Source organism: Faecalibacterium sp. IP-1-18, assembly GCF_023347355.1.
Lineage (GTDB): Bacteria > Bacillota > Clostridia > Oscillospirales > Ruminococcaceae > Faecalibacterium > Faecalibacterium prausnitzii.
This window is the reverse complement of sequence record NZ_CP094472.1, coordinates 347306-360012: the sequence shown is the minus strand read 5'-3', so window position 1 is coordinate 360012 and position 12707 is coordinate 347306. Positions and strand designations below refer to the sequence as shown.

Annotated in this window: 11 protein-coding genes and 1 pseudogene; 7 read left to right on the top strand and 5 right to left on the bottom strand. The window is 49.3% G+C overall.

Annotated features, from left to right (window positions below):
* Positions 1 to 71 precede the first annotated feature (71 nt).
* A pseudogene (locus tag MTP43_RS01735) lies at positions 72 to 2600 on the top strand (YodL domain-containing protein); the annotation flags it as partial.
* A 229-nt stretch (positions 2601 to 2829) separates the two neighbouring features.
* Here MTP43_RS01735 and MTP43_RS01730 read toward each other — a convergent pair.
* Positions 2830 to 4005, bottom strand: a complete 1176-nt coding sequence (locus MTP43_RS01730) for an IS110 family transposase (RefSeq protein WP_113620654.1) — start codon at positions 4003 to 4005, stop codon at positions 2830 to 2832.
* Positions 4006 to 4260: 255 nt separating this feature from the next.
* On the opposite strand from MTP43_RS01730, the gene MTP43_RS01725 reads away from it, so the two are divergent.
* Both MTP43_RS01725 and MTP43_RS01720 read left to right on the top strand, forming a co-directional pair.
* Positions 4261 to 5205 (top strand): hypothetical protein, encoded by a 945-nt coding sequence (locus MTP43_RS01725; RefSeq protein ID WP_442900580.1) that lies wholly within the window; start codon positions 4261 to 4263, stop codon positions 5203 to 5205.
* Positions 5206 to 5207: 2 nt separating this feature from the next.
* Positions 5208 to 5408 (top strand): transposon-transfer assisting family protein, encoded by a 201-nt coding sequence (locus MTP43_RS01720; protein ID WP_156072421.1) that lies wholly within the window; start codon positions 5208 to 5210, stop codon positions 5406 to 5408.
* 117 nt (positions 5409 to 5525) lie between these two features.
* Here MTP43_RS01720 and MTP43_RS01715 read toward each other — a convergent pair whose 3' ends face one another.
* The 4 genes from MTP43_RS01715 to MTP43_RS01700 form a co-directional block, all read right to left on the bottom strand.
* On the bottom strand, positions 5526 to 5741 hold the full coding sequence (locus tag MTP43_RS01715) for a hypothetical protein (RefSeq protein ID WP_005935981.1): 216 nt from the start codon (positions 5739 to 5741) through the stop codon (positions 5526 to 5528).
* A 20-nt stretch (positions 5742 to 5761) separates the two neighbouring features.
* On the bottom strand, positions 5762 to 6652 hold the full coding sequence (locus tag MTP43_RS01710) for a BRO-N domain-containing protein (protein ID WP_118564493.1): 891 nt from the start codon (positions 6650 to 6652) through the stop codon (positions 5762 to 5764).
* A gap of 111 nt (positions 6653 to 6763) precedes the next feature.
* The gene (locus MTP43_RS01705; RefSeq protein ID WP_249235018.1) at positions 6764 to 8092 is read right to left on the bottom strand and encodes a relaxase/mobilization nuclease domain-containing protein; all 1329 of its coding nucleotides are present in this window, start codon (positions 8090 to 8092) and stop codon (positions 6764 to 6766) included.
* Complete coding sequence (locus MTP43_RS01700) at positions 8053 to 8382, bottom strand: plasmid mobilization protein (protein ID WP_249235017.1); 330 nt, start codon at positions 8380 to 8382, stop codon at positions 8053 to 8055. Before MTP43_RS01700 ends, MTP43_RS01705 begins: the two co-directional genes overlap by 40 nt.
* 241 nt (positions 8383 to 8623) lie before the next feature.
* Between MTP43_RS01700 and MTP43_RS01695 the strand changes: the two genes are divergently transcribed.
* The 4 genes from MTP43_RS01695 to MTP43_RS01680 all read left to right on the top strand — a co-directional run bounded on the left by MTP43_RS01695 (position 8624) and on the right by MTP43_RS01680 (position 12703).
* The gene (locus MTP43_RS01695; RefSeq protein WP_097778664.1) at positions 8624 to 9604 is read left to right on the top strand and encodes a helix-turn-helix domain-containing protein; all 981 of its coding nucleotides are present in this window, start codon (positions 8624 to 8626) and stop codon (positions 9602 to 9604) included.
* Between the two features lie 139 nt (positions 9605 to 9743).
* The gene (locus MTP43_RS01690) at positions 9744 to 10346 is read left to right on the top strand and encodes an MptD family putative ECF transporter S component (protein ID WP_097778663.1); all 603 of its coding nucleotides are present in this window, start codon (positions 9744 to 9746) and stop codon (positions 10344 to 10346) included.
* A 114-nt stretch (positions 10347 to 10460) separates the two neighbouring features.
* Entirely contained in the window at positions 10461 to 11234 is a 774-nt protein-coding gene (locus MTP43_RS01685; RefSeq protein WP_005922853.1) for an energy-coupling factor transporter transmembrane component T family protein, read from the top strand.
* On the top strand, positions 11231 to 12703 hold the full coding sequence (locus MTP43_RS01680; protein WP_249235016.1) for an ABC transporter ATP-binding protein: 1473 nt from the start codon (positions 11231 to 11233) through the stop codon (positions 12701 to 12703). Before MTP43_RS01685 ends, MTP43_RS01680 begins: the two co-directional genes overlap by 4 nt.
* Positions 12704 to 12707: the final 4 nt, after the last annotated feature.

Here is a 12707-nt window from a genome sequence, read left to right as displayed (position 1 = left end):
AGCATTCATTTTGCCATAACCGGCTCTCTCTATCCGTAGGATAGCAAAACAAAGGAGTTTACATCATGGAGCAGAAAGTTATTCCCATTATCCTGAACGGCAAGGACAGCGCAGAACGGATGAAAGAAATCACGGACCGGCTGGAAACAGGCATTCAGCAGTTGTTCGACAGCGACCGCTACAAAGCCTACCTCACCACGATGGCGAAATTCCACAATTACAGCTTCAACAACACCTTGCTGATCGCCATGCAGGGCGGACAGCTGGTGGCGGGTTTCAACAAGTGGAAAGACACGTTCCACCGCACCGTAAAGAAAGGCGAAAAAGGCATCAAAATCCTTGCTCCTGCGCCGTACAAGGTCAAGCAGAAAACGGAAAAACTGGACGAACAGGGCAAGCCGATTCTGGATAAGGATGGAAAGCCGCTGACGGAAGAAAAAACGGTGCAGATTCCGGCCTTTAAGGTGGTTTCCGTGTTCGATGTCAGCCAGACCGAGGGCGAACCTCTGCCCTCTATCGCGGTGAATGAACTGTCCGGCAGCGTGCAGGACTACCAAGATTTTTTCAAGGCATTGGAGCAGTCATCCCCGGTGCCCATCGGGTTTGAGGGCATCGAGGGCGGGGCGCACGGCTACTTTCATCTGCTCGACAACCGCATTGCCATTCAAGAGGGCATGAGCCAGCTGCAAACCATCAAGACAGCCATCCATGAGATTGCCCATGCAAAGCTGCACGCCATCGACCCCAACGACCCGGAACAGACCAACCGCCCGGACAGCCGCACCCGCGAGGTGCAGGCCGAAAGCGTGGCCTATGCCGTCTGCCAGCACTACGGGCTGGACACGTCCGAGTATTCCTTTGGTTATGTGGCCGGGTGGAGTTCCGGCCGGGAACTGGCCGAGCTAAAAGCCTCTCTGGAAATTATTCGTAGCGCGGCCCATGAGCTGATCTCCGCGCTGGACGAACATCTGGCAGAACTGCGCCAGCAGCGGGAAGCAGACCTTTCCGCCGCACAGGAAGCCGCATTTGCGCTGGACAACGGCAATATTTTATTCATCCAGACCTGTGATTCCGGCTATGACTATACACTGTATGATGCGGACAAAAAGGCTCTGGACGGAGGCCAGCTAGACGCGCCCGGTCTGACCCTGCCAAATGCCGGGCAGGAAGCACTTAATCTGCTGGGGCAGACAGCCGCAGTGTCGGAAGTCCTATTGGGCGACAAGCTGGCGGCGTTCCAAGAGGCGGCGGAAAAGGCCAACGAAATTCCCGCACCCGTTAAAATTCCAGACCCCGCCGCAGAACCTACGGTCACAATTCTTTGGAGCGAAAGTGACAAGCTGCAGGACGGCGAAATCATGCTGCTGTCCGTGGCAAACCGCGTCTTTGAAGAACTGGACACCGCCCAGCACACGGACCGGGAAAAGGACGGCTACACGGGCGGCTGGTACGACAAAACGGCCTTCCGCATTGACTTTACCCTGAATGGCCAGCCGGATAACTACGAGGGACGGCAGGATTTCGGTGATGGTGACGGCTCTCTGATTCAGCACATCCAGAGCTACCATGAATACTACGCTAAAGACGAGAACTGGAAAAATTTTGTTCTGCACAACAAAGGCCCGGAAGCGTGGGAGCAGGACAAGGCGGAGCGCAAAATGGTGCTGACCGAATTTATTCCATACCTCAAACAGCATTGCAATCTTTCGGCTATGGAGCAAACCGCTACCGCTGCTTTGCAGGAGGAACAGAACGCTTCGTCGGAACAGACTGCCTACTATAACGCCGTTGTGACCTATGTGCAGGACTGCCGCCCGCTGCTCAATCAAGGCCAGTATGACTTGCCGGAACCGCCCAAGCTGACCGACTTTGACCAGAGCTTGCAGGACTATAAGGCACAGGTACAGGCCGAGATCGAGCAGGAAGCGGCCGCTGCTGGAATGACCGTGGAGGAATACGCGGCGGCAGGCTTCGAATCACCGCAGCAGGGCAGTTTTTCCATCTACCAGCTACGTAATGAGGATTCCACCCGTGATTACCGTTTTGAACCTTACGACCGCCTGCAAGCCGCTGGCCGGACCGTGGACAAGTCCAACTATACGGAAGTGTACACCGCGCCGCTGACTGCTGGCACCACGTTGGAGGACATCTACCGCACGTTCAATGTGGACCATCCGGCAGACTTTAAGGGGCATTCGCTGTCCGTTTCGGATGTGGTGGTGTTGCATCAGAACGGGCAGGATACCGCCCACTACTGCGACAGCGTAGGCTTTCAGCAGGTGCCGGAGTTCTTGCGGGGAAACCCGCTGCGCACCGCAGAACTTTCCACGGAACAAAACGAAAATATGATTGATGGTGTGCTGAACAATGCGCCCTCTCTGGGTGAATTGGAGGCAAAAGCAAAGGCCGGAGAACAAATTTCTCTGACGGACCTTGCCGCCGCAGTCAAGGCCGAGGAAAAGGCACCAAAAGCCAAGAAGTCCCGCACAGCCAAACCGAAAAAGCCGTCCATCCGGGCACAGCTGGATGCCGCAAAAAAGGAGCAGAGCAAGCAAACACAGCCACGGGAAAAGTCAAAGGAATTGGAGACTAACTATTAAAAGTCAAGCCCCAAAATGAAAAAATCCCCTAAAATCCGTCAACCATTCGCTGCCCATGACAAACAGCATTCAAATGCTGGTCTTGGGACAGCGAGGGCGACGGAGAGAATAGCAAAGCAAGCCCAGCTAACCCTCGCAAAAACAGGATAGCATTTGAATGCTTCGGTTTGTCAAGGGTTCGCTGCGCCAGCTAAGTTGTTCTTGGATTTCGCTCAGGCTCTGGAGAAAATCAAGCAGCCGTAAGATACGCTTTTCCAGACTTTTGCAAGGCATAGATCAGCCGCACGAGTTTCTTCATGGCATGGGACAGGGCAACATTGTAGTGTTTTCCTTCAGAACGTTTCTTGGCAAGGTATTCAGCAAAGACGGGATTCCAGTGGCAGACGTACTTGGTTGCGTTGTAGAGAGCGTATCGCAGATAGCGAGAACCGCGTTTTTCCATGTGAGCATAGCAGTTTGTGAGTTTGCCTGACTGGTATGTAGACGGAGAGCAGCCAGCGTAAGCAAGGACTTTGTCAGGAGAATCAAAGTTGGAGAAATCGCCGATTTCAGCAAGAATCATGGCAGCGGAATGAACACCCATTCCGGGAATAGAAAGAATCGGTGGATGCAATTCATCCATGATTTGCTGAATCGAATCTTCAATTTCATCAATCTCGGAGGTGAGTTCCTTAATGAGTTTAATGGTGTGCTTCAATTCTAGAGATTTGGCAGACATGACAGAACCAATGGAAGTTCTGGCGGCCTCTCGAATCTGGATGGCCTTTTCTTTTTCGTAGCGTCCCTTGGACGCTGTTGCAAGAAGATTTGTCAGCTTGGTGAGATGAATTTCTGAAATCTGTTTTGCACCGGGATATTCACTGAGGAGCGCATAAACCGAAGCAATATGGAGAGAGGTAACGAGCTTCTCCAGTTCTGGAAACAGAATCGTGACCAGTCTGGACACTGACTGCTTCAGCTTGGCTCTTTCACGAACCTTATCGAATCGGTATCTTGTTAGTGACTTTAACTCTTCGTTGTGGTATGCTGTATCCGTGTAGGACTTGAGGTCTACATCGGACAATAGCATAGTTGCAATCGTTCTTGCATCCACACGATCGGTTTTAGTTTTGCGAAGGCTGAGACTTTTTCGGTACAGGTTGGTGTGCAAAGGATTCATGACATAGACGGCCAGGTCCTTGTCAAGAAGAAATCCAAGAATGTTGTAGCTGTAATGTCCGGTAGCCTCAAGTCCTACTTTTATTTTGTCTGACTTTTGGGTACAGTTTCGAATCGTTTGAAGCAGTTGCTTAAATCCATCCATGTTGTTGGGGATGGTAAAGCAGTCAGCACGAACCATTCCGTCTGAATCAAGAATACAGCAGTCATGCTTATCCTTGGCAACATCAATTCCAACACAAACCATTTTGATACCTCCGGCATATTTATTTCGATGCTGTTCAGGACCACAGACTTCTTTGCTCTTGTAACCTCGTTCTAAATAAACCGTCTGGCGGTATCTAACTGATTAACATTTCAACAAAGAGGCTGTGGTTGGAGCCTCCAATAAACCGTCTTTACGGTAGGTGAAAATTACCAATCCACAGCATCCTAAACATTGTAGCATACCGCTGGAGAGCGGTCTATAAATACTACTCTTTTATAATACGAGGTGTAAACCGTGCAGAAATTTGAAAATATGGATGTGATTGCTGCGCTGGAAGCTATCATGCACCAGAACACCGCATACTACCAGAGCGATTTTGCCTATGACATCAAGATGCTGCGGGAGGCCGCCCGCAGCGACCAGCCGGAAGATAAGCTGCTGTTGTGGCTGTCCCGGCCCTCTGGAACATTCTGCTTCCGGGAACGGGATGTGTTGCTCAAAGATACCCAAGCCTACAATACATGGAAATTCTGCGGTGAACAGACCCATGACAGGATTCTTGCCTATGCGGTGGAGTTGACCGGTGCGGCCAATGGAACCGTGCAAGGCAATCTGTATGAACTGGACTACCAGCAGCATTTCCAGCATATCCGGGATGCCGCTCTGCCTGTGGGTGCCAATCGCCTGATCTACGAAAGTGGGATGCGGGAAATTGGCCCCAAAGAGCATTTCAACAGCCGCTCGGACAAATATTTTGGAGAGTTCGTGCGGTATGAAATGCAGCCCCGTGACCCGGAACTTCTACAAGCGGCCATCCGGCAGGAGCAGCGCAGTCGAGAACCGGCACGGCCCGGTGATTTCAAAGAACATCTTGCGGCACTGCACACTGGGCTGATCGAGGCCGAGGCGCAGCGCATTGCGGCAGACATGAAACGTATGGCTGCTCCCAACAGCCCGGACAAGAATCATTTTATGGTGGAGGTATCTCCCTACTTCACCAAGCTGGCATCCAGCCGGGACACGGATTGGCTGATTGCCATGCTGCCGTATAAGTCCCTGCACCTGTCCAGTGTGAAAGACCGCTTTGGCATCTACGCGCTGGTTGACAAAAACGAGAACCGAGGTAAGAACATTCGCAAACCCCGTGCTTCTGTCCGCAAGCAGCTTTCCGAAACAAAACAGGCCGCCAGCCCCAAAAAGGCAGCGGCCCGCAGCAAACAGCACGAAATGGAGGTCTGACCATGAATTTCAGCGTGGAAGAAGAAAATTTGATCTGTATGTACCACACCTCTGACCGCCGCCGCACGATGGCACGGATGCTGGCCGCCCTGCCGGATATGGACACAGAAATGCGGCGGCTGGCGAATGGAACCATTGCAAAGTTGGAGCGCATGACCGATGCTGACTTTGACGGACAGAGGTTTGATTTTACGAGTGAATGATACCGTCAGCTTGACAATGACGCATTATTTTTAATCAAAGTAATGTGTCATTGTCAAAACGAAAATAGCCGGACACGGTGGCCTTGTGGCTGCTGTGTCCGGCTGTTTTTCTGTCAATCACTTTCTGATAAAGCGAATGATATTCCCGTGTACCGAAATGTATTTTTCTTTTTCCAATGTTTTTATATCGTTGTCAAAACTCGCCGTTACGCCTTGAATTACGCCGGGCTGCTCAGGCGGGAGGTATCGTTGCTTTAATTCTTCATAAGAAATTTCCCCTGCCGCTGAAATAAGGGCTAAAAGTCCCAGATTATAGGGTTCAGTCATTTTCATATTAAATCCTCCAAATCTTATTATTTTTCTTTCTTTTCGGCAGACTGCTCTGGCAGTTCTGCGGCATCTTCTACAATGTCGGTCACAAGCTGCTGGAAGTCAAACGCATTCTTTTCTGTGATAACGGGCTTGCCTGTTTCCGCTTCAAGAGCCTGCCGTGCAATGCCGGCCACCTTGCCGCCACGTTTGGCAACCTGCTTGTTTTCTTCAAAGGTCTGTGGCTTTGCAGTTTTGGAAATATCCGTGGTGGAGGCTTCGGCCAGCATGGTCAGCACAAGTTCCAAATCGGTCATGTTGTCCCGGAGATTTTCTTTTGTCAGACCTTTCAGCCGCTTGTACTGCCCCGTGGTCATGCCGGACCATGCGCGGGAGATTTCATCGGTCAGGATGGCGTACTCCTTGCCCTTTTGCACTCCGCGCTTCTTCCATTCGTCTGTCAGTTCGTTTCGGATACGGATTGCCAAAAGCCGCTGGTGAATCCATTCTTCGGAGTAGCCTTTCTTCAAATAGGTATCAAGCGCACGGTCAATGGCCTGCTCCGGGTCGATTGTTTCCTCGATGCGTTCTTTGCCTACCATTGCCAGCCATGCCTTGAACGGTTCAGCTTTCGGAGATGGGATTGACTGGATGATGCGCAGGAGCTGTTCAGTGTTAGCGACATCCGTTTTGCGCTTTTTGCCGTCAGGAGCGGTCATTTTCAAACCATTACAATTTGTAATGGTTTCATTTCCTTCGTCTTTAAGACGCTTTTTTAGAACGCGCCAATAGTTCTGTGGGTCTGCGCTGTCAGTCAGAACAGCAATCACATCAACGATGGCAAAATACCATTCTTCCTTTTCTGCATCCCATGCAGTACGGATTTTCTGATCTTCAAAAAGCTGGATAGAGCTGTTATCGTTCACTTCTGCCATAGAGGGTTCCTCGCTTTCGTTGTCTGGTTCTATTTTACATGATTTCGGGTGGAAACGCCACCCAGTCTAAGCGTTTGTAGTTCAAAAATCCAACCAATATTTTGTGCAAATTTACCGTTCCTGCATCTGCTCCTTTCCCGGTGTTGTCCGCAGGATGCCATCCACATTCTGCTTGATGATACCATACTCCTGCATCTGGCGTTTGGCTTCGCTGTACCGCTGCTGCAGCTGGTCTTTCTGCTCGACCAATAGCTTATACTCGGCTTTCAGGGCGTAGAGGTCGGGTAGCTTTTGAAAGCCCTGCTCTTTCAGGGTCTTGGCTGCGGCCTCATAGAGAATCAAGGTGCCTTCATGTTTGCGCCGGAACTGCTTTTTGTCAGCGGCCCGCTGGTACTCCTGCACCAGTGGACGTAGCTCTTTACAGGTGGTGACATCCTTTATCAGCACGGCCATTTCTGCAAGCCGACGCTCTGCTGCTTTCAGTGCAGCGGCAGCTTCGGTGCTGGCGGCGGTGATCTCGGCCACCCGGCTTTCCAAATCCGGGTAGCTTTCGATTTCATGCTCGGTCAGGAAGTTCAGCGTCCGGGCAGCCTGTTTCAGATTGTGGAGTTTTGCCCACTTCTCATACCCTGCAGACTGCTGGGCCTTGATGCTGTTCTCCAAATCAATCCGCAGCGAAATTTTGCGGTTTTCTTTGGGCTTCCGCTCCGCAAACCGCCCTTTGATGCGCTCGGTGATAGCTTCCTCGGTGTAGGCTTCGCCCAGCGTTTTGCAGCGGGTGAACCGTTCCTGTCCGGGCGCACGGAACGACACATACTTGCCCCTCTTGATCTCATAGCTTTGCTCCTGCAGGAGCCGCAGAAAATCGTCAAAATCCTTGGCCTGCGGGATGGCTGCATCTATGGCGGCTTTCAGCTTGGCCTTCCAGCTCGTGCCCTTTCGGTGCGCATCCCACTCGGCATAGCTCTTGCCACGGTCTTGGCCGGGCATTACCACGGACAGGCCGTGTTCCTTGCACAGCCGGTCGCTGGTGCGCCGAATGTAGGCATAGCTCTGTCGGTTGGAAACATACTTTCGCTGATTCACCATGTCCACAGAGCAAAAGATGACGTGGTTATGGACATGTCCCTTGTCAATGTGCGTGGTCAGCACATACGGGTATTTGCCTTGCAGGACTTCATCTGCAAGCTGCCGTCCGATTTCGTGGGCCTGCTCCGGCGTGGTTTCGCCCGGCGCAAAAGATTGTATCAAGTGGTGGGCCAGATTGTTGCCTTTCTGCATGGCTTGTGATAGCAGCAGTTCAAATTCGATGTCGGCGGTTTCGTAGGAGCAGGCAAAGGAGGATACCAGCATTTTTTCATCCGTCTTTGCCGGATTCTCGATGTAGTCCAGTGCCTTTTTCAGCGTTGACTTGATAGGATGTATCTTTGTAATTGCCATATCTGCGCCAATGCTCCCTTGATGTCCGCAACGTCTTGTGTGTACAGCGGCCCCATGCTGTTCAGCCGCCGCGCGATCTGATTGACGTTGACACCAATCTTTTGCAGTTCGGCGGTTTGCGCCCGGATGTCGGTGGTGTCGATGTGGACAACATAACCATCTATCGCCATCTTTCGCAGATAGGCGGCCATATTCCGGGTTGGTATCAATTTCATTTTTTCTCGAATCAACCTCCGTTCTTCTCCCGTCACATAAAATTTGACCTGCACGGTTCGTTTTCTGCCTTCCATTCGTTTTACTCTCCTTTCCGTTTTGAGGGTTTGGGACACTTCCCAACAAGCTGTTTTGCAGAGCAAAATACGGAAGTGGGTACACACTTCCTATGCTTGCTCTGTAAGTTCTCCCCTAAACCGTCCCCTCTACTAATACTACAATTCAAACCCTGTCTTTTGGCTACATCTTGACTGTGATGCAAAAATAAAGTATCATAATTAGCACAGACTAACCAAAATGGGAGGTGAACCTCATCCTATGACGCACGGAAGTCACTATCTTGGTAAGCTATACAACGACCTGATAGCCAATTCGCCCCAAACAATTTCAATAGATATTCCGTCTGATATGGGGAAAGGACGAATTGCACAGACCCAAATCAAGCACGGCATCATCTTTTCGGATTGGCAAATGTGTTACCAGTCGGATATGAATGTACAGGGAACCGTCAGTAAAGATTATATGCAGATTATCTTCTGCCTGAATGATGGAATCTCTTGGGGCATCATTGATGAAAAGCGTTCCATTACGATTCAAAAAAATGAATCCTGTATCTATGCGGGACATGGAGGAACCGAATATGCCTGCTATAAAAAGGATAGCAATTTTTCATTTAAGAGTATAAAAATTCCGATTGCCTATTTCTCGCAGCTGCTCACAGATTATTTTGATGGGCAGGAAGCAACGGCTTACGAAAAGAAACTTCTTGATGGCATTTCAAAAGTTCCTGTGACCCCCATCATGGAACAAATTCTGGCGGAAACAAGCCAATTTACACAATACCGTGGAGGATTGGGTTACTTATATCTTGACGGAAAACTTCTGGAGCTATTGTCTATTTATTTAGGCGAAGTCCTTGAATTGGATATTCTAATGGGAAAAAATGTTTCCATGTCCAGAACGGAACGGACTGCCATTATGGAAGCTAAACGGATTATAGACAGTCAGCTTGCGTTTGCCCCATCCTGTGAAGAACTTTCCCATCTGGTGCATTTAAGCACAACAAAATTGACACGCGGTTTTTCATCATTTTATGGTATGCCTATTCATCAATACATAATTGAACAGCGTTTGACACAGGCAGCACAGCTGCTATTGGAGGGGGACCGAAATGTAAGCGAGATTGCAGCAATCGTTGGCTACGGAAAGCCCAGCAATCTTGCCGCCGCTTTCAAAAAGCGATATGGTGTGGCGCCAAAGAACTACCGTGAAAGCCGATTTGATACCCATAAAAAGTAGCTTCTGACTGTTTTTGGGTCAAAACGGGTAGGTTTTGGGTTGGATTTGATAATCTAAATTGGTACAATTTGCGATGTGGTTAGTTTCAAATAACCACATCGCATTTTTTATTTTCCGATAAAAGCGAGGAGGCATAAAAATGAAACAAAAGTTGAATGCGAAAGACTTTATTCTCATTGGCATCCTGACAGCGCTCATGTGGATTATCTGCATGATTATCAGCACTATTATGAGCGTGGCTGGCCCAGTGACCAACGTGTTTTATCCGTCCGTTGTGGCTATTCCGAATGGCATCGTTATGATGCTTCTGCTGGCCAAAGTTCCGAAGAAAGGCGTGTTTACCATTTGTGCCGCAATTCAGGCTATCCTGTTCCTGCTGGTAGGTGCTTTCTGGTTCCTTCCCATCGGCTTGGTAATTGGCGGTGTCATCTGCGATTTTCTGATCATGGGCCGAAATGAAATCACAATGAAGTCCATGATGGCGGCCTATGCGCTGTTCAGTGCTATTTTTGCTTTTAGTGCTATCTGCCCCATCAAATTTCTTCAAAGTGCGTTTGTTGGCGCAATGGAGAAAAACAATATTGCCCCGGAGTACATTCAGGGAATGCTCAATATCACTTCTGTTCCCATGCTGGTAGTCATTGTTGCTGCTGGACTGGTGGGCGGCCTGATTGGCGGATTTATCGGCCAGAAAGCATTGAAAAAGCATTTCATCAAGGCTGGACTCGTTTCTGTAAAATAACAAGAACAGCCCCCTGAAAATCCATCATACAAACGCAGGCAAACGGGCTGCCTGATTTCAGAGCGCGGGGCTGGAAGTAGTCCCGCGCTCTGCTGTTGATAAGGAGGCATCAGAATGGATGAAACACAAATCAAACAAATTATTGAGCGACAGCCCCTTCATGGAACTGCGCTTCTGGACCCGCGCTGCAAAATTCTTCTCTTAGTCTGTATCGGTTTTGTCAGTTATTTTCTGGCCGGAGAAGTGGTCAGCCTTGCGCTCATGCTGGTTTATGGGCTGTTCATTGCCTTAGGTAATGGCGGAAAATGGGCCGCAAAAATGATAATAACTTATATCGTTGTGGCTTATCTTAATGCCTTGCTCCGCTATGTTCAAGTTCCAGTTTTGAGCGTGATTATGAGCGTATTTGGCGTGACCGTTCTGAAACTGATTCCCATTGTAATGATGGGGCTCTGGATATTGCGGACCACTTATATGGATGACTTGATGGTAGCCCTCCAAAGAATGCGGCTGCCGCAGGCAGTTACGATTCCGCTTGTGGTCATGTTCCGTTATATTCCTACCCTACGGATTGAATATCGGCAAATCCGAAGCACAATGGATATTCGCGGTATCAGCGATACAGTGTGGAAGCGGGTATGTCACCCATTAGCAACCATAGAGTACATTTTGATACCGTTGCTGATGCGCTGCTTGAAAGTTACCGATGAACTGGCGGCCTCCGGCACAACGCGTGGTCTGGAATTGGAATGTAAGCGGTATGCACTGCGCCCGATTCGTTTTGCATGGCCGGAAATTGTGGTATCACTGCTTGGTATCCTCTTTTTGGTCGGACTGCTTTTTATTGACCAGACCCAAATCGGCAAAATCATTTTATGGAGGGTATGACGATGATCTCATTCCAGAATTTCAGCTTTCGTTATGAAGAAAGCAAAGATTTTACCCTCCGCGGCATTGACATGACTGTACGGACCGGCGAGTTTATTCTTCTGACCGGGCGAAGTGGCTGCGGCAAGACAACGTTGATTCGTTCCCTCAATGGACTTATTCCACATTTTTACCCCGGTGAAATTAAAGGCGATCTGCTTATGGATGGACATTCGCTTTTGGAAATGAAGCCCTCCGAACTGGCCGGACAGGTAGGAACTGTCTTTCAAGACCCACGCTCACAGTTTTTTATGACCGATACCACACGAGAATTGGCGTTCGGCTGTGAAAATCTCGGACTGGCCCGTGAGGAAACCATTGATCGGATTGCACGAGCAGCCAAAGAATTGGAGTTGGTCGAATACCTGAATCGAAGAATTTTTGCGTTATCCAGCGGAGAAAAACAGCAGATTGCGATTGGCTCTGTTTATGCGCTTGCCCCAAAGGTCTACATCTTTGATGAACCATCGGCCAATCTGGACTATGCCGCCACCAAACGGCTTGCTGAAATCATGGAAAAGCTCAAGAGTGCCGGCTATACCATTTTTGTAGTAGAACACCGCTTTTACTATCTGCGAGATTTGATTGACAGAGCTTTTCTGATACAGAATGGAAAAATTGAGCATGAGTTTACAAGGGAACAGTTTTGCTCTTTGCCCGAAGAAACACGAATTTCTTATGGTCTGCGAACCGCATACCCGGAACGTGATGCAGAGCATTATCAGGAAAAGCCGCATTCTCAAAATACAACGCACTTACTAGAAGTCCACGATTTAGGCTTTGCCTACAAGAAAGGTCCAGAAGTATTCCAAAATGTCAGCTTTGAAGCTCATTCGGGGGACGTGATAGGCATTTTAGGCCATAATGGTGCCGGAAAAACAACGCTCCTGTCTATTCTGACTGGCCTGTTGAAACAGCGGCATGGAGAAGTTCGTCTTGATGGAAAAAAGCTCACACCCCGGCAGCGGCGGTCACTTTCCTATCTTGTTATGCAGGATACAGACTATCAACTCTTTGCCAGCAGCGTGGAAGAAGAACTTTCCCTTGGAATGCAGGAAGATTGCAAAGAAAAAATAGATGCAGTATTGAACGCATTGGAACTGTCGGACTATCGGGAAAGACACCCAGCATCGCTTTCAGGCGGTCAAAAACAACGGGTTACCATTGGAGTGGCAATCGTAAAGGACAGCCCCGTAATCTACTTCGACGAGCCCACCAGCGGCTTGGATTATGATTCTATGGTGCGTGTCAGCAAGCTGATTGAACAACTTTCCGATTCCGGGGTAATCGTGTTCGTGGTTTCTCATGATTTTGAATTTATTGTCCGTACCTGCACAGAGGTTGTGCAGCTGGATGATGATGGAACAATTCAAAATCAGCAGTTATCGCCAACGGTTTTGAAATCTCTTTCTGAAAAATATTTCACATGATAGG

Excerpts from the sequence above, each read along its gene's own strand:
- MTP43_RS01730 (WP_113620654.1), bottom strand. The coding sequence starts at position 4,005 with ATGGTTTGTGTTGGAATTGATGTTGCCAAGGATAAGCATGACTGCTGT.
- MTP43_RS01720 (WP_156072421.1), top strand. The coding sequence starts at position 5,208 with ATGAATTTCAGCGTGGAAGAAGAAAATTTGATCTGTATGTACCACACC.
- MTP43_RS01715 (WP_005935981.1), bottom strand. The coding sequence starts at position 5,741 with ATGAAAATGACTGAACCCTATAATCTGGGACTTTTAGCCCTTATTTCA.
- MTP43_RS01710 (WP_118564493.1), bottom strand. The coding sequence starts at position 6,652 with ATGGCAGAAGTGAACGATAACAGCTCTATCCAGCTTTTTGAAGATCAG.
- MTP43_RS01705 (WP_249235018.1), bottom strand. The coding sequence starts at position 8,092 with ATGGCAATTACAAAGATACATCCTATCAAGTCAACGCTGAAAAAGGCA.
- MTP43_RS01700 (WP_249235017.1), bottom strand. The coding sequence starts at position 8,382 with ATGGAAGGCAGAAAACGAACCGTGCAGGTCAAATTTTATGTGACGGGA.
- MTP43_RS01695 (WP_097778664.1), top strand. The coding sequence starts at position 8,624 with ATGACGCACGGAAGTCACTATCTTGGTAAGCTATACAACGACCTGATA.
- MTP43_RS01690 (WP_097778663.1), top strand. The coding sequence starts at position 9,744 with ATGAAACAAAAGTTGAATGCGAAAGACTTTATTCTCATTGGCATCCTG.
- MTP43_RS01685 (WP_005922853.1), top strand. The coding sequence starts at position 10,461 with ATGGATGAAACACAAATCAAACAAATTATTGAGCGACAGCCCCTTCAT.
- MTP43_RS01680 (WP_249235016.1), top strand. The coding sequence starts at position 11,231 with ATGACGATGATCTCATTCCAGAATTTCAGCTTTCGTTATGAAGAAAGC.